This window comes from Pseudomonas sp. S3_A03 (genome assembly GCF_054668275.1).
Genome location: NZ_CP162753.1, coordinates 3,445,001 through 3,469,909, shown reverse-complemented (window position 1 = coordinate 3,469,909; position 24,909 = coordinate 3,445,001). Strand labels below are relative to the sequence as shown.

The window sequence follows — 24,909 nt, the reverse complement described above, 5'->3', positions numbered from 1 at the left end:
TTCCATCCGGCTGATGCAAATCTCTCCTGGCCCCCGATTTCCGGGGGCTCTGGCGTGGACTACGCTTGTGCCACAGCAGTCCAAAACACAAAGGTGCGGGTATGAGCGAGGTGGATTCAAATGATGTACTGGTCAGCTTTCGTGGCGTGCAGAAAAGCTACGACGGCGAGAACCTGATCGTCAAAGACCTCAACCTGGAGATTCGCAAGGGCGAGTTCCTCACCTTGCTCGGGCCATCCGGTTCGGGCAAGACCACCAGCCTGATGATGCTCGCCGGCTTTGAAACCCCCACCGCCGGCGAAATCCAGCTGGCGGGGCGCGCCATCAACAACGTGCCGCCGCACAAGCGCGACATCGGCATGGTGTTCCAGAACTACGCGTTGTTCCCGCACATGACCGTCGCCGAGAACCTGGCGTTCCCGCTCTCGGTGCGCGGGTTGAGCAAGACCGATATCAGCGAGCGGGTCAAACGCGTGCTGAGCATGGTCCAGCTTGACGCTTTCGCCCAGCGCTACCCGGCGCAATTGTCCGGCGGCCAGCAACAGCGTGTGGCCTTGGCCCGCGCGCTGGTGTTCGAGCCACAGTTGGTGCTGATGGACGAACCCCTCGGCGCCCTCGACAAGCAACTGCGTGAACACATGCAGATGGAGATCAAGCACCTGCACCAGCGCCTCGGCGTGACGGTGGTGTATGTGACCCACGACCAGGGTGAAGCCCTGACCATGTCCGACCGCGTGGCGGTGTTTCATCAGGGCGAGATCCAACAGATCGCCCCGCCACGCACCTTGTACGAAGAGCCCAGAAACACCTTCGTGGCCAACTTCATCGGCGAGAACAATCGTCTCAACGGGCGCTTGCACAGCCACACCGGCGACCGCTGCGTGGTCGAGCTGGCGCGGGGCGAGAAGGTCGAGGCCCTGGCGATCAACGTCGGCCAGCTCGGCGGCCCGGTGACGCTGTCGGTACGCCCGGAACGCGTCAGCCTCAACGGTTCCAGCGAAAGCTGCAGCAACCGTTTTTCGGGGCGAGTGGCGGAATTCATCTACCTGGGCGACCACGTGCGCGTACGCCTGGAAGTCTGCGGCAAGGCCGATTTTTTTGTGAAACAACCGATTGCCGAGCTGGACCCGGCCCTGGCGGTCGGCGACGTGGTACCGATTGGCTGGCAAGTCGAGCACGTTCGCGCACTCGACCCACTTTTAGAGGCGAATTGATCGCCCCCATGGCTTCACCAACCCTGCACGTGGAGAGAACAACAATGTTGAAATCCCTTAAGTATTCAGCGCTCGCCCTCGGTTTGATGGGCGCGACACAGGCCATGGCCGCCGGCCCGGACCTGACGGTTGTGTCCTTTGGTGGCGCGAACAAGGCGGCACAGGTCAAGGCCTTCTATGCACCGTGGGAAAGCGCGGGCAACGGCAAGATCGTTGCCGGCGAGTACAACGGTGAGATGGCCAAGGTCAAAGCCATGGTCGACACCAAGAGCGTGTCCTGGGACCTGGTGGAAGTGGAATCGCCGGAATTGTCCCGCGGTTGCGACGAAGACATGTTCGAACCGCTCGACCCGAAACTGTTCGGCAAAGCCGAAGACTACGTAAAAGGCGCGATCCAGCCGTGCGGTGTGGGCTTCTTCGTGTGGTCGACCGTGCTGGCGTACAACGCCGACAAATTGGCCTCCGCGCCCACCAGTTGGGCGGATTTCTGGGACACCAAGAAATTCCCGGGCAAGCGCGGCCTGCGTAAAGGCGCCAAGTACACCCTGGAATTTGCGTTGATGGCCGACGGCGTAGCGCCCAAAGACGTCTACAAAGTACTGGCCGGCAAAGACGGCCAGGACCGTGCGTTCAAGAAGCTCGACGAACTCAAGCCGTCGATCCAATGGTGGGAAGCCGGCGCACAACCGCCACAGTACCTCGCCTCGGGTGACGTAGTGATGAGCTCGGCCTACAACGGCCGCATCGCTGCCGTGCAAAAAGAAAGCAACCTGAAAGTGGTGTGGAACGGCGGCATCTACGACTTCGACGCCTGGGCCATTCCTAAAGGCCTGGCCAAAGACCGCGCGGAAGCGGCGAAGAAATTCATCGCCTTCTCGGTGGCGCCGCAGCAGCAGAAGACCTATTCGGAAAACATCGCCTACGGCCCGGCCAATACCCAAGCCGTACCGTTGCTGGCCAAGGACATTCTCAAGGACATGCCGACGACGCCAGAGAACATCGCCAACCAGGTGCAGATCGATGTGAGCTTCTGGGCCGATAACGGCGAGCAGCTTGAGCAGCGCTTCAATTCCTGGGCTGCAAAGTAACCAGCAGCACCGCTGAACCCCTGTGGGAGGGGACTTGCTCCCGATGGCAGACTGTCAGGCAATACACAGGCTGACTGATCCACCGCTATCGGGAGCAAGTCGAATCGTCGCACCGCCCCTCCCACAGGGTGTGCATTCATCTTTAAGATCCGGAGTCAGCCATGGCCATCGCCGTTCCCTCGAACGAGGTCAACAGCCCCACCCTCAAGCAGCGCCTGGCGCGTGCCGAGCGGCTTAACCGCTGGAAGGCCCAGGCCTTGATTGCGCCGCTGGTGCTGTTTTTGCTGCTGGTCTTCCTGGTGCCGATCGTTGCGCTGTTGTTTAAAAGTGTCGGTAACCCGGAAGTGGTGGGCGGCTTGCCGCGTACCGTGATGGCGGTGACAGCTTGGGACGGTCGTGGCCTGCCGGGCGAGCCGGTATACCGGGCGCTGAGTGAAGACCTGGGTGAAGCGCGCAAAAACCAGACCTTGGGCGACCTGTCCAAGCGCTTGAACATGGAACTGGCCGGCTACCGCAGCCTGCTGACCAAAACCGCACGGGCGCTGCCGTTTACCGAAGCGCCGGCCTCTTATAAAGAAGCGCTGGAAACCCTCGATGAACGTTGGGGCGACCCGGCGTACTGGCAGGCGATCCGGCGCAATACCAGCAGCCTGACGCCGTATTACTTGCTGGCGGCGGTCGATCACCGTATCGACGACCTGGGCGAAATCGCCCCGGCTACTCCCGACCAGGCAATCTATCTGGACATCTTTGCTCGAACGTTCTGGATGGGGCTTGTGATCACGGTCATCTGCCTGCTGCTGGCCTACCCCCTGGCCTACCTGTTGGCCAACCTGCCGGCGCGTAAAAGCAACCTGCTGATGATCCTGGTGTTGCTGCCGTTCTGGACCTCGATCCTGGTGCGGGTCGCCGCATGGATCGTGCTGCTGCAATCGGGTGGCCTGATCAACAGCGCGCTGATGGGCATGGGCCTGATCGATAAACCCTTGGAGCTGGTGTTCAACCGCACCGGGGTCTACATCTCGATGGTGCACATCCTGCTGCCGTTCATGATTTTGCCGATCTACAGCGTGATGAAGGGCATTTCACCCACCTACATGCGTGCGGCCATTTCCCTGGGCTGCCACCCGTTCGCCAGTTTCTGGCGCGTGTACTTCCCACAGACCTACGCCGGTGTGGGCGCCGGTTGCCTGTTGGTGTTCATTCTGGCGATTGGTTACTACATCACTCCGGCGTTGCTGGGCAGCCCGAACGACCAGATGGTCAGCTACTTCGTGGCGTTCTACACCAACACCAGCATCAACTGGGGCATGGCGACGGCGTTGGGCGGCCTGCTGCTGCTGGCGACCGTGGTGCTGTACTTGATCTACAACCGGCTGGTCGGCGCCAGCCGCCTGCGCCTGAGCTAAGGAGACCTTGCGATGCTGAGCCCTTATATGTCCCCCGTGGAGCGGGTGTGGTTCTACAGCTTGCGGATTCTCTGCGGCTTGATCCTGCTGTTCCTGATATTGCCCGTGCTGGTGATCATCCCGCTGTCGTTCAACAGCGGCAGTTTCCTGGTGTACCCGCTGCAAGGCTTTTCGCTGCAGTGGTACCACGACTTCTTTGCCTCGGCCGAATGGATGCGTGCGCTGAAAAACAGCATCATCGTCGCCCCGGCGGCCACGGTGCTGGCGATGGTGTTCGGCACCCTGGCGGCGATTGGCCTGACCCGTGGGAATTTCCCCGGCAAGGCGTTGGTGATGGCCCTGGTGATATCGCCGATGGTGGTGCCGGTGGTGATCATCGGCGTGGCCAGTTACCTGTTCTTTGCGCCGTTGGGCCTGGGTAACAGCTTTTTCTCGTTGATCGTGGTGCATGCGGTGCTGGGTGTGCCGTTTGTGATCATCACCGTGTCGGCGACCTTGCAGGGTTTCAACCATAACCTGGTGCGGGCAGCGGCCAGCCTGGGGGCTTCGCCCTTGACCGCGTTTCGTCGGGTAACCCTGCCGCTGATTGCGCCGGGGGTGATCTCCGGCGCGTTGTTTGCCTTTGCCACCTCGTTCGATGAGGTGGTGGTGACGCTGTTCCTTGCCGGCCCCGAGCAAGCAACCCTGCCACGCCAGATGTTCAGCGGTATCCGCGAAAACCTCAGCCCGACGATTGCGGCGGCGGCGACCTTGCTGATTGCGTTCTCGGTGTTGCTGTTGCTGACCTTGGAGTGGTTGCGTGGCCGTAGCGAGAAGCTGCGGACAGCACAGGTCTAGAGCCCAGCACAGATCAAAATGTGGGAGGGGCGGTGCGACGATTCGACTTGCCCCCTCCCACAGGGGTTTTGTGTTGAGCCTCCAAGACCATTCAGCCGCTGAATGGCAGACAACCCCTATGCATCAGCTACTCTTGTGCCAGCCCCATCATTGATAAGAGGCCGCGCACATGAGTACTTCCTCATTCAAGATCGCCCACAAATTGCTGACAGGCGCAGGCGCCATCGGGCAGCTGGCCGCCGAGCTTACCCGTCTGGATGTGGACAACCCGCTGATTGTCACCGATGCGGTGCTGGTCAAATCCGGCACCGTAGCCTTGGCCCTCGAACACCTGGGCGAGCGCAGCTACGAAATCTTCGACCGCGTGCTGCCCGACCCGGAAATAGCCATTGTCGAAGACTGCATGCAGGCCTACCGCGACGGCGGGCACGACGGCCTGATTGGCCTGGGCGGCGGTAGCGCCATCGACATTGCCAAAAGCGTGGCGGCCTATGCCGGTTACCACGGCGCGCTGGCGGATTTGTTCGGTATCGATCAGGTACCGCGTAAAGGCCCGCCATTGATCGCGATCCCGACCACGGCCGGCACCGGCTCGGAAGTCACCAATGTGGCGATCCTCTCCGACAAAGTCGCGCAGTTGAAAAAAGGTATCGTCAGCGATTACCTGTTGCCGGACGTGGCGCTGATCAGCCCGCAAATGACCCTGACCTGCCCGCGCAGCGTTACCGCCGCCAGCGGCGTGGATGCGCTGGTGCATGCCATTGAGTCGTACCTGTCGCTGAACGCCTCGCCGATCACCGATGCCTTGGCCATCGGTGCGATCAAGCTGATCGCCAAGGCGCTGCCCAAGGCCTACGCCAACCCGGCCCATTTGCAGGCCCGGGACGATATGGCCACCGCCAGCTTGATGGCCGGCATGGCTTTCGGTAACGCCGGGGTGGGGGCGGTGCATGCGTTGGCCTACCCGCTGGGCGGGCGTTTCAATATTGCCCACGGCGTGAGCAATGCGCTGTTGCTGCCCTACGTGATGCACTGGAACAAGCTGGCCTGTGTCGAGCGCATGCAGGACATTGCCCAGGCCATGGGCGTCAATACCAGCGGGCTGAGTGTCAATGAGGCTGCCGACCAGGCGGTGGAGGCCATGACGCGACTCTGCGCCGCCGTGGAGATCCCGGCAGGCCTGCGCAGTTTCGCAATCCCCGAGAACGCGATCCCGGCCATGGCCACTGAAGCTGCGGGGATCGAACGGTTGATGCGCAACAACCCGCGCAAGCTCAGCGTGGCGGATATCGAGAAAATCTACCGGGCCGCTTACTAGGCCGTTGAGCCAGGTCACGGTGCGCGCAGCAAAGCATGAGGTATACAATGCGCGCCATCGTGATTTAGCTCAGAAAAGGTGCGTCATGCAGCCCTTCGTTATTGCCCCATCGATTCTCTCCGCCGACTTCGCCCGCCTGGGTGAGGAAGTGGACAACGTGTTGGCCGCCGGTGCCGACTTCGTGCACTTCGATGTCATGGACAACCACTACGTGCCCAACCTGACCATCGGCCCGATGGTCTGCGCGGCGCTGCGCAAATACGGCATCACCGCGCCGATCGACGCGCACTTGATGGTCAGCCCGGTGGACCGCATCATCGGCGACTTCATCGAAGCCGGCGCCACCTACATCACCTTCCACCCGGAAGCTTCGCTGCACGTCGACCGTACCCTGCAACTGATCCGCGAAGGCGGTTGCAAGGCGGGCCTGGTGTTCAACCCGGCTACCCCGCTGGACGTGCTCAAGTACGTGATGGACAAGGTCGACATGGTGCTGCTGATGAGCGTCAACCCAGGTTTCGGTGGGCAGAAGTTCATCCCCGGCACTCTTGACAAGCTGCGTGAAGCCCGCGCGCTGATCGATGCCTCGGGCCGTGATATCCGCCTGGAAATCGACGGTGGGGTCAATGTCAGCAACATCCGCGAAATCGCTGTCGCCGGTGCCGACACCTTCGTCGCCGGTTCGGCGATCTTCAATGCCCCGGACTATCAGGAAGTGATCGCCAAAATGCGCGCCGAACTGGCGCTGGCGCGTCCATGAGCGGCTTTGAGCAGCTGTTCCCCGGCAAACTGCCACGGCTGGTGATGTTCGATCTGGACGGTACCTTGATCGACTCGGTGCCGGACCTGGCGGCGGCGGTGGACCAGATGCTGCTCAAACTGGGGCGCCCGCCGGCGGGGCTGGAGTCGGTACGCGAATGGGTCGGCAACGGCGCGCCGATGCTGGTGCGCCGGGCCCTGGCCAACCACATCGAGGCCGACGGTGTCGACGAGGTGGAAGCCGAACACGCCTTGGAATTGTTCAACACGGCCTATGAAGGCGACCATGAACTGACCGTGGTTTACCCCGGCGTACGTGACACCCTCAAGTGGCTGAGCAAGCAGGGCGTGGAAATGGCCCTGATCACCAACAAGCCGGAGCGATTCGTTGCGCCGCTGTTGGACCAGATGAAGATCGGCCGTTATTTCCGCTGGATCATCGGCGGCGATACGTTGCCGCAGAAAAAGCCTGACCCGGCGGCGCTGTTTTTTGTGATGAAAATGGCCAATATCCCGGCCTCGCAGTCATTGTTTGTCGGCGATTCGCGCAGCGACGTGCAGGCGGCAAAAGCGGCGGGTGTGCAGTGCGTAGCCTTGAGCTACGGCTATAACCATGGCCGGCCGATTGCCGAGGAATCTCCGGCGTTGGTCATTGATGACCTGCGACTGCTAATCCCCGGTTGCTTGGGAGCGGGCGCTGAGATAACGTTGCCCGATACCGATCCGTCCCCTTCTGGAAATTCCATCGTGGTGGTCACTCGCAAACTCTGGATGAAAGTCATCAAGGCCCTGGCCCGCTGGCGTTGGCGCGCCTGACTGATCCTGGCCGCGCTCTGCGGCACGTTTGCCTACCTGACTGTTAGACCCTCACACCACGAGGCACCTCATGACCCGCGAAGAATTCCTGCGTTTGGCCGCTGCCGGCTATAACCGTATTCCCCTGGCCTGCGAAACCCTGGCCGACTTCGACACACCGCTGTCGATCTACCTGAAACTGGCCGACGAGCCCAATTCCTATCTGTTGGAATCGGTGCAGGGCGGCGAGAAGTGGGGGCGTTATTCGATCATCGGCCTGCCATGCCGTACGGTGATGCGGGTACACGACCATCATGTGAGCATCACTCATGACGGCGTCGAGATCGAAAGCCACGACGTGGAAGACCCACTGGCCTTCGTCGAAACCTTCAAGGCGCGTTACAACGTGCCGACCATCCCTGGCCTGCCGCGTTTCAACGGTGGCCTGGTGGGGTATTTCGGCTACGACTGCGTGCGTTATGTGGAAAAACGCCTGGGCAAATGCCCGAATCCAGACCCATTGGGCGTGCCGGATATTCTGCTGATGGTGTCCGATGCGGTGGTGGTGTTCGACAACCTCGCCGGCAAAATGCATGCGATCGTGTTGGCCGATCCGGCCCAGGCGGATGCCTTCGAACAAGGCCAGGCCAGCCTCGAAGCCCTGCTGGACAAACTGCGCCAGCCGATCACCCCGCGTCGCGGCCTGGACCTCAGCCGTCCGCCAGCAGCCGACCCGGTGTTCCGTTCCAGCTTTACCCAGGATGACTACGAGCGCGCCGTCGACACGATCAAGGAATACATCCTCGCTGGCGACTGCATGCAGGTAGTGCCGTCGCAACGTATGTCCATCGACTTCAAGGCGGCGCCCATCGACCTGTACCGGGCGCTGCGCTGCTTCAACCCGACGCCGTACATGTACTTCTTCAACTTTGGCGACTTCCACGTGGTGGGCAGTTCGCCGGAAGTGTTGGTGCGCGTCGAAGACAACCTGATCACCGTGCGCCCGATTGCCGGCACTCGCCCGCGCGGTGCGACCGAAGAAGCGGACGTGGCGCTGGAAGAAGACCTGCTGAGCGACGACAAGGAAATCGCCGAGCACCTGATGCTGATCGACCTGGGCCGCAACGACACCGGGCGCGTCTCGGAAATCGGCTCGGTGAAATTGACCGAGAAGATGGTCATCGAGCGCTATTCCAACGTGATGCACATCGTGTCCAACGTCACTGGCGAGCTGAAAGCCGGCCTGACCGCGATGGACGCATTGCGCGCGATTCTGCCGGCCGGCACGTTGTCGGGCGCGCCGAAGATCCGTGCGATGGAAATCATCGACGAACTGGAGCCGGTCAAACGCGGCGTCTACGGCGGCGCGGTGGGGTATTTCGCCTGGAACGGCAACATGGACACGGCCATTGCGATCCGCACGGCAGTGATCAAGGACGGGGAACTGCATGTACAGGCCGGTGGCGGGATCGTCGCCGACTCGGTGCCGGCCCTCGAATGGGAAGAAACCCTGAACAAGCGCCGCGCAATGTTCCGCGCTGTTGCGCTGGCTGAACAGACCCCCAATTCCTGAGGTTTCCCCCATGTTGCTGATGATTGATAACTACGATTCCTTTACCTACAACGTTGTGCAGTACCTGGGCGAGCTGGGTGCCGAGGTCAAGGTGGTGCGCAACGATGAACTCACCGTGGCGCAAATCGCTGCGCTGAACCCCGAGCGCGTCGTGGTTTCGCCTGGCCCGTGCACCCCGACCGAGGCGGGTGTCTCCCTCGAAGCCATCCGGTATTTCGCCGGCAAACTGCCGATCCTGGGTGTATGCCTGGGTCACCAGTCCATCGGCCAGGCGTTTGGCGGTGATGTGGTGCGTGCGCGCCAGGTGATGCACGGCAAGACCAGCCCGGTGTTCCACAAGAACACGGGCGTGTTTGAAGGCCTTAACCTGCCGGTCACGGTCACTCGCTACCATTCGCTGGTAGTCAAGCGTGAAACCCTGCCTGAATGCCTGGAACTGACGGCCTGGACCCAACTGGAAGACGGCTCCGTCGACGAGATCATGGGCCTGCGCCACAAGACATTGAACATCGAAGGGGTGCAGTTTCACCCCGAGTCGATCCTGACCGAGCAGGGCTACGAGCTGTTCGCCAACTTTCTCAAGCAGAGCGGCGGCACGCGCTAAGGACTTTCCATGGATATCAAGACTGCCCTGAGCCGTATCGTCGGCCATCTGGACCTGAGCACCGCTGAAATGAGCGATGTGATGCGCGAGATCATGACCGGCCAATGCACCGACGCGCAGATCGGCGCGTTTATGATGGCCATGCGCATGAAGAGCGAAAGCATCGACGAAATCGTCGGCGCCGTCTCGGTGATGCGCGAGTTGGCGGACAAGGTTGAGCTCAAGACCCTCGACGGTGTGGTCGACGTGGTCGGCACCGGCGGTGACGGTGCGAATATTTTCAACGTGTCGACGGCTTCGTCTTTTGTAGTGGCGGCGGCTGGTTGCACCGTGGCCAAGCATGGTAACCGTGCGGTGTCCGGCAAGAGCGGCAGTGCCGACCTGCTGGAGGCGGCCGGTATTTACCTGAACCTGACGCCCGTGCAAGTGGCGCGCTGTATCGACAATGTGGGCATCGGCTTCATGTTTGCCCAGTCTCATCACGGGGCGATGAAGCACGCCGCCGGCCCGCGCAAGGACCTCGGCCTGCGTACCTTGTTCAACATGCTCGGCCCGCTTACGAATCCGGCCGGTGTGAAGCACCAGGTGGTGGGCGTCTTCAGCCAGGCGCTGTGCCGGCCATTGGCCGAAGTGCTGCAACGCATGGGCAGCAAGCACGTGTTGGTGGTGCATTCCAAAGACGGCCTGGACGAATTCAGCCTGGCTGCACCGACCTTCGTGGCAGAGCTGAAGAATGACCAAATCACTGAATATTGGGTCGAGCCTGAAGACCTGGGCATGAAGAGCCAGAGCCTGCACGGTTTGGCGGTAGAAAGCCCGGCGGCATCGCTGGAATTGATTCGCGATGCATTGGGGCGGCGCAAGACCGAGAACGGCCAAAAAGCTGCGGAAATGATCGTTCTGAATGCTGGCGCGGCACTTTACGCGGCCGACCATGCCTATAGTCTTAAAGAAGGTGTCGCATTGGCCCACGATGCGCTGCATACCGGTCTGGCTCGCGAAAAACTCGAAGAGCTGGGTGCATTCACCGCTGTATTCAAGATGGAGAATGAAGGATGAGTGTGCCGACCGTTCTGGAAAAAATCCTCGCCCGAAAAGCCGAAGAAGTCGCCGAGCGCCGCGCCCGCGTAAGCCTGGCCGAGCTGGAAGGTTTGGCCAAAAATGCGGATGCACCGCGTGGTTTTGCCAATGCCTTGATCGCCCAGGCGAAAAAGAAGCAGCCGGCGGTGATCGCCGAGATCAAGAAGGCCTCGCCGAGCAAAGGCGTGATCCGCGAGCACTTTGTACCTGCAGAAATCGCGGTCAGCTATGAAAAGGGCGGCGCTACGTGCCTGTCCGTGCTGACCGATATCGATTACTTCCAGGGTTCTGATCTGTTCCTGCAACAGGCCCGCGCGGCGTGCAAGCTGCCGGTGATCCGCAAGGATTTCATGGTCGACCCGTACCAGATCGTCGAAGCGCGTGCCTTGGGCGCCGACTGCGTACTGCTGATCGTCTCCGCCCTGGATGACGTGAAGCTGGCCGAGCTGGCGGCCGTGGCCAAAAGTGTTGGCTTGGACGTGCTGGTGGAAGTGCACGATGGCGATGAGCTGGAACGTGCGCTGAAAACCCTCGACACGCCGTTGGTGGGGGTGAATAACCGCAACCTGCACACCTTTGAAGTCAGCCTGGAAAACACCCTCGACCTGCTGCCACGTATCCCGCGCGACCGTTTGGTGATCACCGAGAGTGGCATCGTCAATCGCGCCGACGTGGAACTGATGGAAATCAGCGAGGTGTATTCGTTCCTGGTGGGCGAGACGTTCATGCGCGCCGAGAACCCAGGGGCAGAGCTGCAACGCTTGTTTTTCCCGGAGCGGGGCGTGGCGGTCAGCGGTTCGACTCTGGATTGATGAAATGCGCTCAAAATGTGGGAGGGAGCAAGCCCCCTCCCACATTGGGTTTTGTGTTTATTCAGCGAGGTGGGTGTTCGATGATCCAGCCAGTGTCGATGACTGTCGAAGCAGGGCTTGCCGCTGAGCAAGCGCTACTGGCTGCCGTGTGTGCAGGTGAACAGGAATTCGGCCTGCTGTTCTGGCAACCCAGCGACCGAGCCTTGGTGATGCCGCGCCGGTTGAGCCGGCTGCCGACGTTTGAAGCTGCCAGCCGGGTCTCGGCCGACGCCGGTTGGCCCGTGCTGCTGCGCGAAACCGGTGGCGAGCCGGTGCCACAGTCGGCTGCCACGGTGAATATCGCCTTGGTCTACGCGCCACCGCGCAGCGAAGGCGATCAGGGCCGTATCGAAACCGGTTACCAGCGCTTATGCCAGCCGATCTGCGACTTGTTGATCGAATTGGGCGGCGATGCCTCGGTGGGTGAAATCGACGGCGCCTTCTGCGACGGTCGCTATAACGTCAATCTCGACGGCCGCAAAATGGTCGGCACGGCCCAGCGCTGGCGCCAAATCGGTGGCCGACCGGTGGGGTTGGTGCATGGCGCCTTGCTGCTGGATAACGATCGAGAGGCATTGATCGCAGCGGTCAACCGCTTCAACGAGGCTTGTGGCCTTGAGCAGCGTGTTCGCGCCGACAGCCATATCGCCCTGCACGAAGCGTTCCCCGCGCCGGATGCGATCAGTCGGCTGGACACCTTGTACCGTCAGATGCTGGCCAGCTTCCTGCCGGTTTAACGGGTGCCGAACACCACCATTGTCTTGCCTTTGACGTGCACCAGGTTGCGTTCCTCCAAGTCCTTGAGCACGCGGCCGACCATCTCCCGTGAACAGCCGACAATGCGCCCGATTTCCTGGCGCGTGACTTTGATCTGCATGCCATCCGGGTGGGTCATGGCGTCGGGTTGCTTGCACAGTTCCAGCAGGCAGCGGGCCACCCGGCCAGTGACGTCAAAGAACGCCAGGTCGCCGACCTTGCGCGTGGTATCTCGCAGGCGCTGGGCGATCTGGCCGCTGAGGGCGTAGAGGATGTCGGGGTCCTGCTGGGCCAGCTCGCGAAATTTGCTGTAGCTGATCTCGGCCACTTCGCACTCGACCTTGGCCCGCACCCAGGCGCTGCGTTCCTGCTCCTTGCCCGCTTGTTCAAACAACCCCAGTTCGCCGAAAAAATCTCCGGTGTTGAGGTAGGCGATGATCATCTCGCGGCCGTCTTCGTCCTCGATCAGGATGGTGACCGAGCCCTTGATAATGAAGAACAGTGTTTCGGAGCGTTCGCCGGCGCAGATGATGTTGTGCTTGGCCGGGTGACGCCGGCGCTGGCAGTGCGTCAACAGCTTGTCGAGATTCTTGATCTTGGGTATGGGAGTAAGAGCAACCATGGTTGTATCCCGAAAAGGCAGCGCGAGGTGGTTTGAGTTGTTATCTGCAGCGCTATCGGCATTGATAGGCGCTGTATAAAGGGTGGCAATACGCCATCGATTTGGCGCCAGCTTAACAGACACATTCTGTCTCGATTAGCCAATTTTCCCAGGAAGCCCTGCAATTGATCGCTTTTGTGGGAAACGCTGACGCCGGCGGGCCCTGTGCTAAGCTGGCGACCCTTTTTTAGCAGTGGAGTCTGGGCGATGAAGGCACGCATCCAATGGGCGGGCGAAGCCATGTTCCTCGGTGAATCGGGCAGCGGTCACGTAGTGGTCATGGATGGCCCGCCGGAAGCCGGTGGCCGTAACCTGGGCGTACGCCCGATGGAAATGCTCCTGCTCGGCGTAGGCGGTTGCAGCAATTTCGACGTGGTCAGCATCCTGAAGAAATCCCGTCAGGCCGTGGAAAGCTGCGAAGCTTTCCTGGAAGCCGAGCGCGCCACGGAGGATCCCAAGGTGTTCACCAAGATCCACATGCATTTCGTGGTGAAGGGCCGGGGGCTGAAAGAGGCGCAGGTCAAGCGTGCGATTGAACTGTCGGCGGAGAAGTACTGCTCGGCGTCGATCATGCTTGGCGCGGCCGGAGTGGCCATCACCCATGACTACGAGATTATCGAGCTGGGCTGATGACGCATTGGCAAAAAGAAGGGCGCTTTGATAGCGCCCTTTTTTTCAGCTGCGGTTTGGGTCAGATGCGGTAGGTGCTTTTGGTCATGACCTTGGCCAGCAGGCTCATGCCGAACCGCACGGGCGCCGGGAAGCGAAAGCCGCCGGCATCCAGCGCGCTTTCGGCGTGATGTTCTTCATCGATGCGCATCTGTTCGAGAATTGCGCGGGACTTTTCGTCTTCCGCCGGCAATTGCTCCAGGTGTTCATCCAGGTGCTTGCATACCTGATGTTCGGTCGCGGCGACAAAGCCGAGGCTGACCTTGTCGCTGATCAAGCCGGCTGCCGCGCCTATGCCGAATGACAAACCGTAAAACAGCGGGTTTAGCACGCTGGGATGGCTGCCCAGTTGGCGAATGCGTTGTTCGCACCAGGCCAGGTGATCGATTTCTTCCTCGGCTGCGTGCTCCATGGCCGCGCGCACTTGAGGCAGTTTGGCGGTCAGGGCCTGGCCCTGGTACAACGCCTGGGCACACACTTCGCCGGTATGGTTGATGCGCATCAGGCCGGCGACATGTCGGGTCTCGGTCTGGCTCATCTGCGCGTCGGGCTGCACGATGGCCGGCGACGGACGGTAGGGCTGGCCGCTGAAGGGCAGCAATGTGCGCATGGCCGTGTCGGCTTGCAGCAATAGACGATCAATCGGCGAGTAGTGACGTTGGGTAGTCATGCTGACCTCCGGGAGTAATCTCGGCGGCCAGTTTACCGCAAGAGAGGGGCGCGCGTTTGCGCTGAGTCAAGGGCATGGGGTCGCAGCACGGCGCTGCGATCCGTTTGGGAGGCCTGTCAGCCCGGCGGCCAGTTCATCTGACGCTGCCCCAGCACATGCATATGAATGTGATAGACGGTCTGCCCGCCATCTTCATTGCAATTCATCACCACGCGAAAGCCTTTCTCGCAACCTTGTTCCACGGCCAGGCGTTGGGCGGTGAACAGGATGTGCCCGGCCAGTGCCTTGTCTTCTTCCGTGAGGTCATTGAGCGTGCGGATCGGCTTCTTCGGAATCACCAGAAAATGCACGGGCGCCTGAGGGGCAATATCGTGGAAGGCCAGGACTTGGTCATCCTCGTAGATGATCTTCGCAGGTATTTCTCTGTTGATGATCTTGGTGAACAGAGTATCCACAGCTGTTTCTCCATTATGAATGTGCAGGGTGAGTGTACTCAGGCGATCAGCGTGGGCAATAGGCCTTGTTGATCGCGCCGGCAATCTTGCGGGTAAGCCAGCGTGGGCTCAAGCGCGGGCTGAAGGCCAACCAGCGGTTGCGGCGACCGGGAATGATGATGGCTTTGTTTTTGTCCAATGCACGCACGGTGTACAGCGCGACTTCTTCGGGGCTCATCAACTGCTCGCTGCGGTCGAGCTTGGCGGTGTCCATTTGCGCGGTGTCGAAGAACGCAGTGCGCGTAGGGCCAGGGCAAAGGACCGAAACCTGGATGCCGCAGCTCTTCAGTTCTTCGCGCAGGCCTTCGGAGAAGTGCAGCACATAGGCCTTGCTGGCGTAGTAGCTGCTCATCCACGGGCCGGGCTGGAAGGCGGCAACCGAAGCGACATTGAGGATTTGCCCGCCGCCGTGCAGCGCCATGGTATTGCCCAGGGCGTGGCACATGCGGGTCAGGGCGAGGATGTTGACTTCGATGAGGTCTTGTTCGGTCATCCAGTCCTGGGCCAGGAACGGCCCACTGGTGCCGATACCGGCGCAATTGACCAGCAAGTCGATCTGCCGCTCGCCTTCCTCAAGCTCCAGCAGGAACCCGGACAAGCGCAGCGGCTCGCCCAGGTCGCAGGCACGAATCAGCACCTCGACGCCGAAGCGTTGAGTCAGTTCCAGTGCAATGCTTTCCAACTGATCACGCTGGCGGGCCACCAGAATCAAGCTACGGCCGCGGCGGGCCAACGCTTCGGCCAGTGCCAGGCCGATGCCGCTGGAGGCACCGGTGATCAGAGCGTAACGGGTCATGCCTTTCTCCATCGCAACGCCCCCATCGATGATGGAGGCATCACGGATGGGGGCGTTTTCTTTACTGTTCTTCGGGGGAGTCTACAGGTTCGGCTGCTTCGTCAGCACTTTGCGCGTCTTCTTCCTCGGCGATCACGCTTTGGTCGGCGTCTTCGTCGGAGGTGATGGAGCTGCTTTCGTAGCTGCTGTCCACGTTGGATTCGAGTTGGTCCAGGTAGCCGTTCATGCCCAGCGAGACCACGATGATGAGCATCAACGGAATGAACGCCAGCCACAACGAGGCAAGTACCTTCACCGCGGTGGAGTTGCGCGGAGGCGGTGCGCCGTACTGGTTGGCGCCCGCGTTACCTGGCAGCACCAGCAGCAGTAGCGGGAAAATGCTGTTTACCAGCGGCACCAGGTTGAGCAGGTATAGCCAGCCTGACCAGCCCAAGTCATGCAGGCGTTGCACACCGATCTGCACGCTCACCACAACCAGCGCAACGAACAGCGCGAAACCCAGCAGCGAGCCGAGAATGATGGCTATGGTCGGCGACGCAGTTGCGATGGCGAAGCCCACGGTGCTGATGATGCCGGCGGCCACGAGCATTGCGACGGTCAGCACCAGCGTCCATGCCAGGTACCGCAGGCGACCGATACGCCCGTTGATGGTGAAGACTTTGAGTTCGGCGTATTCCGGCAGGTTCTCACCCACGGTTGCACGCGGCGGCGCGTAGGGTGAGGCGGCGGGGCGCGAGAAATCAGCGGCACCGGAGTCCGTCTCGTGGGTTTCGGCCAGGCTGAATGCCACGGGTTGTTCGGCTTCGATACGCGCATCTATCCCGGCGTTTTTCAACGCGGTGAGGTAGGTTTCGGCATCGGGGCGGGACAGGTCGCGTTTCAGTGCAACCGGGCGGCCGGTGAAGAGTTTCTCGATATCCTCGACACTGCTTTTGAACAGTTCGGCCAGGTTCAGCTTGGCCGTGGTGCTTTCGACACCCGGGAGCAAGGCTCCATCAAACACAATCTTGAAACGGTTGTCGCTCATACGGGCATCCTTGTCATTCAATCAATGGGGGGAATGCAGGTCTGTTCAATAGACAGACCATGCGATGGGTTCAGCGTGGCCAGCGCAACTGTACCGCCTGCTCGCGTGCCTTGCGGTATTCGGCATCCAGGCGGGCGACGAGTTCATCGACGCTGGGCAAATCATTAATCTCACCGACGCCCTGGCCGGCCGACCATACGGTCTTCCAGGCCTTGGCTTCGTCGCTCAGCGGCTTGAGCTTGGAGCCGAAGTTGACTTCGCCTTTGCCTTGCAGAGAGGCGAGATCAAAACCGGCATTTTCCAGGCTCTGGCGCATAAAGCTTGCGGGCACGCCGGAGACTGCGGGAGTGTGCACGATGTCGGCGGCGCGCGCTGTGAGCAGCATCTCTTTATACGCATCTGGGGCTTGGCTTTCAGTCGTGCCGATAAAGCGTGTGCCGAAATATGCCAGGTCCGCCCCCAACAACTGCGCGGCGAGGATCTCATGGCCATGGTTGAGGCAGCCAGCCAGCAGCAGGGTTTTATCGAAGAACTGGCGAATCTCGGCAATCAGTGAGAATGGACTCCAGGTACCCGCATGCCCACCGGCGCCCGCCGCGACAGCGATCAGGCCATCGACACCCGCTTCAGCGGCCTTTTCGGCGTGGCGCCGCGTGGTGACATCGTGAAATACCAGGCCGCCATAGCTGTGCACCGCATCCACCAGTTCTTTTACTGCGCCCAGGCTGGTGATGATGATCGGCACTTTATGCTCGACGCAGATCGCCAGGTCCGCCTCCAGCCGTGGGTTGCTGTTGTGCACGATCAGGTTCACGGCGTAAGGCGCGGGGTTGTCCAACTGCGCCAGGCCCGCTTCGATTTCTTCCAGCCAGGCCTTGAAACCACTGCTTTCGCGTTGGTTGAGGGCCGGGAAACTTCCGACCACACCATTGCGGCAGCAGGCCAGGACCAGTTGTGGGTTGGAAATCAGGAACATCGGCGCGGCCACTACCGGCAGGCGCAGTCGTTGTTCAAGCAGAGTGGGCAGCGACATATGGAGGTACCCCAGGTAATTGAAATTAGAACGGTTTGACCACGACCAAAATTACGATAGCCAGCAATATCAGAACCGGCACTTCATTGAACCAGCGATAAAAGACATGGCTGCGGGTGTTTTCGCCACGGGCGAAGCGTTTTACCTGTGCGCCGCACATATGGTGATAACCGATCAGCAGCACTACCAGGGTCAGCTTGGCGTGAATCCAGCCGCCCATGCTGAAGATGCCCGGGTTGAGGGCGATCAGCCAAATGCCGAACACCAGGCTGGCAAGCATCGCCGGGCCCATGATGCCGCGGTACAACTTGCGCTCCATGACACTGAAGCGCTCCTTGCTGACGGTGTCTTCGCTTTGGGCGTGGTAGACGAACAGGCGTGGCAGGTAGAACAGCCCGGCAAACCAGCAGACGATGCTGACGATATGGAAGACTTTGACCCATAGATAGAGCATGTTTAGTTATTCCCAGGTTCACGGTAACTGAAGATAGTAGTGGCTCATGCATCCGTACGTCACGTTGGCGGTTGTCGCAAAACGATGTGGCCCCTATTATCGACGGCTTTCCAGTGGTTCGTTGAGGGCAGGTTTATGGTCAAGGTCGGTATCGTCGGCGGCACGGGTTATACCGGTGTCGAATTGCTGCGTCTGTTGGCTCAGCATCCGCAAGCTGAGGTGGTGGTTATTACCTCCCGATCCGAGGCCGGCCTGGCAGTGGCCGATATGTACCCGAACCTGCGAGGTCACTACGATGGCCTGGCGTTCAGCGTGCCGGACATCAAGACGCTTGGCGCCTGTGACGTGGTGTTCTTTGCCACGCCCCACGGCGTTGCCCATGCGCTGGCCGGTGAGTTGCTGGCTGCCGGCACCAAGGTGATCGACCTGTCGGCGGACTTCCGTCTGCAGGACGCCGATGAATGGGCCAAGTGGTACAACCAGCCGCACGGTGCGCCGCAGCTGTTGGAAGAGGCCGTGTACGGCTTGCCGGAAGTCAATCGTGAGCAGATCAAGCAGGCACGCCTGATCGCGGTGCCGGGTTGCTATCCGACGGCGACACAATTGGGTTTCCTGCCATTGCTCGAAGCGGGGCTGGCGGATACTTCGCGGCTGATCGCAGACTGCAAGTCGGGTGTCAGCGGTGCAGGCCGGGGCGCGGCGGTGGGGTCGCTGTATTCCGAGACGTCAGAAAGCATGAAGGCCTATGCGGTAAAGGGGCATCGCCATCTGCCGGAGATTCGCCAGGGCCTGCGCCGTGCTGCGGGCAAGGAGGTGGGGCTGACCTTTGTGCCGCACCTGACACCGATGATTCGTGGCATTCATTCCACGTTGTACGCGACGGTCACCGATCGCTCGGTCGACTTGCAGGCGCTGTTTGAAGAACGTTATGCCGACGAGCCGTTCGTCGACGTCATGCCGGCCGGCAGCCACCCGGAGACTCGCAGCGTGCGTGGCGCCAATGTATGTCGGATTGCCGTGCATCGCCCGCAGGACGGTGACCTGGTGGTGGTGCTGTCGGTGATCGATAACCTGGTCAAGGGCGCGTCGGGCCAGGCAGTGCAGAACATGAACATCCTGTTCGGCCTGGATGAAAAGCTTGGGTTGTCCCACGCTGGCATGTTGCCTTAAGTCGCTTGGCGGATGGTGCAAAAGGCCCGTTAATTGGGCCTTTTGTGTTTTTAATAGCGGCGAAGCGGATTGATATACCGTAACAATAGTTGACCGCTTTTCTAGGAGAAGCGGATAATGCCTGCCATTACGCATATGGCGGCGCTACGCCGGGAGATTATCAGCATGAGCGTTGAATCCTTCACCCCCACGGCTTTGCAATTCACCCACGGTGCTGCGCACAAGGTGAAGAGCCTGGTCGATGAAGAGGGTAATGATCGCTTGAAGCTGCGCGTATTCGTTACGGGCGGCGGTTGTTCAGGGTTTCAGTACGGTTTTACCTTCGATGAAGATGTGGCCGATGACGACACTATCGTTGAACGCGAGGGCGTGAGCCTGGTTGTAGACCCGATGAGCTTCCAGTACCTGGCGGGTGCCGAGGTGGATTATCAGGAAGGTCTGGAAGGTTCGCGTTTTGTGATCAAGAACCCTAACGCCACCACCACCTGTGGTTGCGGGTCTTCGTTCTCGATCTGATCGATGCTGCAAACAAAAAACGCCGCTTGGCTTTTAAAGGCCAAGCGGCGTTTTGCTGTCTGTAGCTCAGGCTGGGTAAATTGCGCCCAGTACTCGTAACCCGCGCGCGCCGGTGACGCTGGGGCGATTGGCGGCTATGCCTTCCAGGCAGCAATGAGCCAGCCAGGCGAAGGCCATGGCTTCGACCCAGTCCGGGTCTACACCGTAGGCGGCAGTGCTGCTCACCTGGGTAGAGGGCAGCAGGGCCGCCAGGCGGTTCATCAAGGTCGTGTTATGGGCGCCGCCGCCACAGACCAGCAGGGTTTGGGTCTCGGATTGCGCCGTTTTCAGGGACTCGACGATGGTCTGTGCGGTGAGCTCCAGCAGCGTCGCCTGGACGTTCTCGGGTTGAAACGCTGGCAACTGGCCGAGGTGCTGTTGCAGCCAATGTAGGTTGAACACTTCACGACCGGTGCTTTTCGGGCCTTTGGTCAGGAAGAATGGATCGCTGAGCAGCGTGCTGAGCAACTGGGGTTCGACCTTGCCGCTGCCTGCCCATTGACCGTCGCGGTCGAAGTGCTCGCCACGTTGGCGATGTATCCAGGCATCGAGCAGGACATTGCCTGGGCCGCAGTCGAAGCCCGCTACGGGTTTATCGGTCTCGATCAGGCTGAGGTTGCTGAAACCGCCGACATTCAATACCGCCCGGTTGCCGGTGCTCTCGCCAAACAGTGCTTCATGAAACGCAGGCACCAGCGGTGCGCCCTGGCCGCCGGCGGCCACATCGCGGCTGCGGAAATCGCTGACCACGGTGATACCCGTCAGCTCGGTGAGCAACGCCGGGTTGCCGATCTGTACGGTAAAGCCCCGAGCTGGCTCGTGGCGGATAGTCTGGCCATGGCTGCCGATCGCGCGAATGGCCTGGGGCTTGAGTTTTTGCTGGATGAGCAGTGCGTTGATGCCGTCGGCGGCGAGACGTACCCATCGTTGCTGGGCAATCGCCGAGCGGGCGATCTCATCCGGGCCGCTGGCGCACAAGCTCAGCAGCTCGGCGCGCAGGGTATCGGGCATTGGCGTGTAGTGAGTGGCGATCAGCTTGATCGCCGAGTCTTGTTCGATCAGGGCGATATCCAGGCCATCGAGGCTGGTCCCGGACATCACACCTATATAGAGCGGCATGGCTTAGCGCTTCGCCGAGGCCAGCAGGGTGGAGCGCTCTTGGTCCATGCGCGCCATCAGTGGCTGGCTCTGTTGCATGAAGCGCGCACGCTCGGCCTTGGCGATCGGGTCGGCCATCGGCAGCTTCTGGCCCAGCGGGTCGACGTGCACGCCATTGACCTGGAACTCATAGTGCAAGTGCGGGCCAGTGGACAGGCCGGTGGTGCCGATATAGCCAATCACTTGGCCCTGTTTCACGTTGCCACCGGTCTTCACGCCTTTGGCGAAGCCTTGCATATGGCCATACAGCGTACGGTAGGTGTTGCCATGTTGGATGATTACGGTATTGCCGTAACCGCCACGACGCCCGGCCAGTAGCACCTTGCCGTCACCGGCAGCCTTGATAGGCGTGCCGCGCGGGGCGGCATAGTCGACGCCTTTGTGGGCGCGGATTTTGTTCAGAATTGGATGCTTGCGACCCATGGAGAAACGCGAGCTGATACGAGCGAAATCCACCGGGGTACGGATGAAGGCCTTGCGCATGCTATTGCCATCAGCCGTGTAATAGCTGCTGTTGCCTTGCTTGTTGGTGTAGCGCACGGCTGTGTAGGTCTTGCCGCGGTTGGTGAAGCGTGCGGAAAGAATGTTGCCGGTGCCGACGACTTTTCCGTTGGCGACTTTCTGCTCGTAGATTACGTCGAATTCATCACCCTGGCGGATGTCCTGGGCGAAGTCGATGTCGTAGCCAAACACGCTGGCCATGTCCATGGTCATGCTATGGGACAAGCCTGCGCGCGCGGCGGATTGCGACAGCGAACTATTGATTACGCCGTGGACGTACGCAGAGCGCATGACGGGTTTAGTGGTGATGCGGTTGAAGGCAAAACCTTTGGCGCCCTTGGTCAGGGAGATGCTTTCGAGGTCGTTGACACTGCTGTGCAGGTTGGTCAGCTGGCCGTCCGGCGTCAGTTCGAACTCAAGTTTCTGGCCGCGTTTGAGCTGGCTGAACTGCTTGGCTTGCTTGTCGCTGGCCAGCACTTCACTAACGGTGGCAGAGGGGAGGCCTACCTTCTCGAACAGGGTAGAAAGCGTATCGCCTTTCGCCACGATCACTTCGCGGTGTTGGGCGTTTTTGGCGGCATCTGCTGCGGGCTTTGGTTGATCCTGCACGGCTTGCTGCGTGTCTTCAGGCGTGCTTTCTATCTGGGCGAACGGCGATTCGGCTGGGGTATTTGTGGCTTGTTGTGCGTCGGAGGCGTCTTGATCTTGTGTCAGTTGTTCAACTGGACTCTCCAAGTCAAGGCTCAGGGATGTTCGTTTGGCTTCTACGTCACTGGAAGGGAATACCAGGAGTGCCAGGCTGAGAAGGGCGGCGATACCACTTGCGGCGAGCAGGTGGGTCTTCGGGTAAAGCGGCGGCGCTTTAGACGGTTCAGTGGTCATAGGTAATTTGACTTTGAAGATGAAATGGAAAAGATGAATGACATGATGAAGATGAAATAACTGTATAAAATATAACCAAATCATCTGTGGCGCAAGCTCGCGAACGCTGGGCTTGCTGAACGGTGTCCGTACGCAGGGCAAAACTTGTAATTAGTCCCTGATCTTGTATGGTTGGTTCCCTTTTGAATCTGAGCCTTGCGGGTCTGTTATGAAGTCGGTTGAAGAGCAGCTAGCGCTGATAAAACGTGGTGCGGAAGAACTGTTGGTCGAGGCCGAGCTGATTGAAAAGCTCAAGCGTGGCCAGCCCCTGCGTATCAAGGCTGGCTTTGATCCGACGGCGCCGGATCTGCACCTGGGCCATACCGTGCTTATTAATAAGCTGCGTCAGTTCCAGGAACTGGGGCATCAAGTCATCTTTCTGATTGGTGACTTCACGGGAATGATCGGAGATCCGAGTGGCAAGAGTGCCACGCGTCCGCCGCTGACCCGTGAGCAGGTGCTCGATAATGCCGAGACCTACAAGACTCAGGTGTTCAAAATTCTCGATCCGGCCAGGACCGAAGTTGCGTTCAACTCCACTTGGATGGATCAAATGGGGCCGGCGGACTTCATTCGCCTGACCTCCCAGTACACCGTTGCGCGAATGCTGGAGCGTGACGACTTCGACAAGCGCTACTCCACCAATCAACCAATCGCGATTCACGAGTTCCTGTACCCGTTGGTCCAAGGGTATGACTCTGTGGCGTTGCGGGCCGACGTAGAGCTTGGCGGTACCGATCAGAAGTTCAACCTGCTGATGGGGCGAGAATTGCAGCGTGCTTATGGTCAGGAAGCTCAGTGCATCCTGACCATGCCGTTACTGGAAGGGTTGGATGGCGTCAAGAAGATGTCCAAGTCTTTGGGTAACTATGTGGGGATTCAGGAGGCGCCGGGTGTGATGTACGGCAAGCTGGTCTCCATTCCCGACGCGCTGATGTGGCGTTACTTCGAGTTGCTTAGCTTCCGTTCGATGGAAGAGATCAACGCGCTGCGTGCTGATGTTGAGGCTGGCGCCAATCCGCGTGATGTGAAAATCAAGCTGGCCGAAGAGATTGTTGCGCGCTTCCACGGTGAAGAGGCTGCAGCCAATGCTCATCGCGCGGCGGGCAATCGCATGAAGGATGGGGAGTTGCCGGATGATCTGCCGGAGATTGAGCTGTCGGCTGTCGAGGCAATGCCGATTGCTGCTGTCCTTAATAAGGCAGGTTTGGTGAAGAACTCTGCCGTGGCGCGTGATCTGTTGGGTTCCGGTGGTGTGCGTATAGATGGCGAGGTGGTCGATCGCACCTTTATATACGGGCTTGGCGCGACCCACGTTTGCCAGGCTGGGAAGAAGGCATTTGCGCGTATTACGCTAAAATCCGAATAAGTCCTGAATTAGAGGTTGACGGCGAATTATATCTGTCTATAATTTGCCCCACTTCCGGCGCAGTCGAAGCGGAAAACTCCTTGGTAAACAATGAGTTACGCAGTTTTCGGCAGCAAGTTGCTTCAGTTCATCGAAGCCAAAAGGAAGTTGAAAAAGAGGTGTTGACAGCAGCGTGTAACGCTGTAGAATTCGCCTCCCGCTGACGAGAGATCGGAAGCGCAAGTGGTTGAAGTTGTTGAAGAAATCTTCGAAAGCTTCTGAAAATAACCGCTTGACAGCAAATGAGGCTGCTGTAGAATGCGCGCCTCGGTTGAGACGAAAGCTCTTAACCAACCGCTCTTTAACAACTGAATCAAGCAATTCGTGTGGGTGCTTGTGGAGTCAGACTGATAGTCAACAAGATTATCAGCATCACAAGTTACTCCGCGAGAAATCAAAGATGTAACCAACGATTGCTGAGCCAAGTTTAGGGTTTCTTAAAAACCCAAAGATGTTTGAACTGAAGAGTTTGATCATGGCTCAGATTGAACGCTGGCGGCAGGCCTAACACATGCAAGTCGAGCGGTAGAGAGAAGCTTGCTTCTCTTGAGAGCGGCGGACGGGTGAGTAATGCCTAGGAATCTGCCTGGTAGTGGGGGATAACGTTCGGAAACGGACGCTAATACCGCATACGTCCTACGGGAGAAAGCAGGGGACCTTCGGGCCTTGCGCTATCAGATGAGCCTAGGTCGGATTAGCTAGTTGGTGAGGTAATGGCTCACCAAGGCGACGATCCGTAACTGGTCTGAGAGGATGATCAGTCACACTGGAACTGAGACACGGTCCAGACTCCTACGGGAGGCAGCAGTGGGGAATATTGGACAATGGGCGAAAGCCTGATCCAGCCATGCCGCGTGTGTGAAGAAGGTCTTCGGATTGTAAAGCACTTTAAGTTGGGAGGAAGGGCAGTTACCTAATACGTGATTGTTTTGACGTTACCGACAGAATAAGCACCGGCTAACTCTGTGCCAGCAGCCGCGGTAATACAGAGGGTGCAAGCGTTAATCGGAATTACTGGGCGTAAAGCGCGCGTAGGTGGTTTGTTAAGTTGGATGTGAAATCCCCGGGCTCAACCTGGGAACTGCATTCAAAACTGACTGACTAGAGT

Annotated in this window: 25 protein-coding genes and 1 rRNA gene (1 of these 26 running past the window's edge); 17 read left to right on the top strand and 9 right to left on the bottom strand. The window is 59.8% G+C overall.

Features of this window, described 5'->3' with window-relative positions; translation table 11 throughout:
* Nucleotides 1-101: 101 nt before the first annotated feature.
* The 12 genes from AB4O25_RS15865 (at nucleotide 102) to AB4O25_RS15810 (ending at nucleotide 12,265) form a co-directional block, all read left to right on the top strand.
* On the top strand, nucleotides 102-1,214 hold the full coding sequence (locus AB4O25_RS15865; RefSeq protein WP_017530817.1) for an ABC transporter ATP-binding protein: 1,113 nt from the start codon (nucleotides 102-104) through the stop codon (nucleotides 1,212-1,214).
* Between the two features lie 44 nt (nucleotides 1,215-1,258).
* Entirely contained in the window at nucleotides 1,259-2,302 is a 1,044-nt protein-coding gene (locus AB4O25_RS15860; protein WP_017530818.1) for an ABC transporter substrate-binding protein, read from the top strand.
* Between the two features lie 161 nt (nucleotides 2,303-2,463).
* The gene (locus tag AB4O25_RS15855; protein ID WP_017530819.1) at nucleotides 2,464-3,711 is read left to right on the top strand and encodes an ABC transporter permease; all 1,248 of its coding nucleotides are present in this window, start codon (nucleotides 2,464-2,466) and stop codon (nucleotides 3,709-3,711) included.
* 12 nt (nucleotides 3,712-3,723) lie between these two features.
* Complete coding sequence (locus AB4O25_RS15850; protein ID WP_003176462.1) at nucleotides 3,724-4,548, top strand: ABC transporter permease; 825 nt, start codon at nucleotides 3,724-3,726, stop codon at nucleotides 4,546-4,548.
* 169 nt (nucleotides 4,549-4,717) lie between these two features.
* The gene (locus AB4O25_RS15845; RefSeq protein ID WP_017530820.1) at nucleotides 4,718-5,866 is read left to right on the top strand and encodes an iron-containing alcohol dehydrogenase; all 1,149 of its coding nucleotides are present in this window, start codon (nucleotides 4,718-4,720) and stop codon (nucleotides 5,864-5,866) included.
* Nucleotides 5,867-5,951: 85 nt separating this feature from the next.
* A complete protein-coding gene (gene rpe / locus AB4O25_RS15840) occupies nucleotides 5,952-6,626 on the top strand; it encodes a ribulose-phosphate 3-epimerase (protein ID WP_460149755.1) in 675 nt (224 codons plus the stop codon).
* The gene (locus AB4O25_RS15835) at nucleotides 6,623-7,441 is read left to right on the top strand and encodes a phosphoglycolate phosphatase (RefSeq protein ID WP_017530822.1); all 819 of its coding nucleotides are present in this window, start codon (nucleotides 6,623-6,625) and stop codon (nucleotides 7,439-7,441) included. Before rpe ends, AB4O25_RS15835 begins: the two co-directional genes overlap by 4 nt.
* A 70-nt stretch (nucleotides 7,442-7,511) precedes the next feature.
* Nucleotides 7,512-8,993, top strand: a complete 1,482-nt coding sequence (gene trpE / locus AB4O25_RS15830) for an anthranilate synthase component I (RefSeq protein WP_017530823.1) — start codon at nucleotides 7,512-7,514, stop codon at nucleotides 8,991-8,993.
* 10 nt (nucleotides 8,994-9,003) lie between these two features.
* A complete protein-coding gene (locus AB4O25_RS15825) occupies nucleotides 9,004-9,597 on the top strand; it encodes an aminodeoxychorismate/anthranilate synthase component II (protein ID WP_017530824.1) in 594 nt (197 codons plus the stop codon).
* Between the two features lie 9 nt (nucleotides 9,598-9,606).
* A complete protein-coding gene (trpD, locus tag AB4O25_RS15820; protein ID WP_015886156.1) occupies nucleotides 9,607-10,656 on the top strand; it encodes an anthranilate phosphoribosyltransferase in 1,050 nt (349 codons plus the stop codon).
* Nucleotides 10,653-11,489 (top strand): indole-3-glycerol phosphate synthase TrpC, encoded by an 837-nt coding sequence (gene trpC / locus AB4O25_RS15815; protein ID WP_017530825.1) that lies wholly within the window; start codon nucleotides 10,653-10,655, stop codon nucleotides 11,487-11,489. The genes trpD and trpC overlap by 4 nt, the downstream gene beginning before the upstream one ends.
* Nucleotides 11,490-11,569: 80 nt before the next feature.
* Nucleotides 11,570-12,265 (top strand): lipoate--protein ligase family protein, encoded by a 696-nt coding sequence (locus tag AB4O25_RS15810; protein WP_068936421.1) that lies wholly within the window; start codon nucleotides 11,570-11,572, stop codon nucleotides 12,263-12,265.
* Here AB4O25_RS15810 and crp read toward each other — a convergent pair.
* A complete protein-coding gene (gene crp / locus AB4O25_RS15805) occupies nucleotides 12,262-12,906 on the bottom strand; it encodes a cAMP-activated global transcriptional regulator CRP (RefSeq protein ID WP_017530827.1) in 645 nt (214 codons plus the stop codon). The two genes, AB4O25_RS15810 and crp, sit on opposite strands and share 4 nt — an antisense overlap.
* Nucleotides 12,907-13,152: 246 nt before the next feature.
* On the opposite strand from crp, the gene AB4O25_RS15800 reads away from it, so the two are divergent.
* Nucleotides 13,153-13,575 carry an OsmC family protein gene (locus tag AB4O25_RS15800; protein WP_003176451.1) on the top strand — a complete coding sequence of 141 codons (423 nt, stop codon included), beginning with the start codon at nucleotides 13,153-13,155 and terminating at the stop codon, nucleotides 13,573-13,575.
* Nucleotides 13,576-13,636: 61 nt separating this feature from the next.
* Here the strand turns inward: AB4O25_RS15800 and coq7 are convergent, their stop codons facing one another.
* The 6 genes from coq7 to hemJ all read right to left on the bottom strand — a co-directional run bounded on the left by coq7 (nucleotide 13,637) and on the right by hemJ (nucleotide 18,088).
* Entirely contained in the window at nucleotides 13,637-14,284 is a 648-nt protein-coding gene (coq7, locus tag AB4O25_RS15795) for a 2-polyprenyl-3-methyl-6-methoxy-1,4-benzoquinone monooxygenase (protein WP_017530828.1), read from the bottom strand.
* Nucleotides 14,285-14,400: 116 nt separating this feature from the next.
* Nucleotides 14,401-14,739, bottom strand: coding sequence for a histidine triad nucleotide-binding protein (locus AB4O25_RS15790; protein ID WP_005792015.1), 339 nt, complete (start codon nucleotides 14,737-14,739; stop codon nucleotides 14,401-14,403).
* A gap of 46 nt (nucleotides 14,740-14,785) precedes the next feature.
* A complete protein-coding gene (locus tag AB4O25_RS15785; RefSeq protein WP_017530829.1) occupies nucleotides 14,786-15,574 on the bottom strand; it encodes an SDR family NAD(P)-dependent oxidoreductase in 789 nt (262 codons plus the stop codon).
* 61 nt (nucleotides 15,575-15,635) lie between these two features.
* Entirely contained in the window at nucleotides 15,636-16,601 is a 966-nt protein-coding gene (locus AB4O25_RS15780) for a DUF805 domain-containing protein (RefSeq protein WP_460149752.1), read from the bottom strand.
* Nucleotides 16,602-16,671: 70 nt separating this feature from the next.
* A complete protein-coding gene (locus tag AB4O25_RS15775) occupies nucleotides 16,672-17,634 on the bottom strand; it encodes an NAD(P)H-dependent flavin oxidoreductase (protein ID WP_460149751.1) in 963 nt (320 codons plus the stop codon).
* A gap of 25 nt (nucleotides 17,635-17,659) precedes the next feature.
* Complete coding sequence (hemJ, locus tag AB4O25_RS15770; protein ID WP_460149749.1) at nucleotides 17,660-18,088, bottom strand: protoporphyrinogen oxidase HemJ; 429 nt, start codon at nucleotides 18,086-18,088, stop codon at nucleotides 17,660-17,662.
* 135 nt (nucleotides 18,089-18,223) lie between these two features.
* Between hemJ and argC the strand changes: the two genes are divergently transcribed.
* Together argC and erpA are read left to right on the top strand one after the other, a co-directional pair.
* Nucleotides 18,224-19,258: an N-acetyl-gamma-glutamyl-phosphate reductase gene (gene argC / locus AB4O25_RS15765; RefSeq protein ID WP_017530833.1), complete on the top strand. Its 1,035-nt coding sequence runs from the start codon at nucleotides 18,224-18,226 to the stop codon at nucleotides 19,256-19,258.
* Nucleotides 19,259-19,423: 165 nt separating this feature from the next.
* Nucleotides 19,424-19,774, top strand: coding sequence for an iron-sulfur cluster insertion protein ErpA (gene erpA / locus AB4O25_RS15760; RefSeq protein ID WP_003176443.1), 351 nt, complete (start codon nucleotides 19,424-19,426; stop codon nucleotides 19,772-19,774).
* A 66-nt stretch (nucleotides 19,775-19,840) separates the two neighbouring features.
* On the opposite strand, the gene AB4O25_RS15755 is transcribed toward erpA, so the two are convergent.
* Nucleotides 19,841-20,932 (bottom strand): anhydro-N-acetylmuramic acid kinase, encoded by a 1,092-nt coding sequence (locus tag AB4O25_RS15755; RefSeq protein WP_460149748.1) that lies wholly within the window; start codon nucleotides 20,930-20,932, stop codon nucleotides 19,841-19,843.
* Nucleotides 20,933-20,935: 3 nt separating this feature from the next.
* Complete coding sequence (locus AB4O25_RS15750) at nucleotides 20,936-22,354, bottom strand: peptidoglycan DD-metalloendopeptidase family protein (RefSeq protein WP_065879390.1); 1,419 nt, start codon at nucleotides 22,352-22,354, stop codon at nucleotides 20,936-20,938.
* Between the two features lie 208 nt (nucleotides 22,355-22,562).
* Between AB4O25_RS15750 and tyrS the strand changes: the two genes are divergently transcribed.
* Both tyrS and AB4O25_RS15740 read left to right on the top strand, forming a co-directional pair.
* Nucleotides 22,563-23,762, top strand: coding sequence for a tyrosine--tRNA ligase (gene tyrS, locus AB4O25_RS15745; RefSeq protein WP_116078257.1), 1,200 nt, complete (start codon nucleotides 22,563-22,565; stop codon nucleotides 23,760-23,762).
* A 496-nt stretch (nucleotides 23,763-24,258) separates the two neighbouring features.
* Nucleotides 24,259-24,909: ribosomal RNA gene (locus tag AB4O25_RS15740) — 16S ribosomal RNA — on the top strand; it runs 886 nt beyond the window's last position.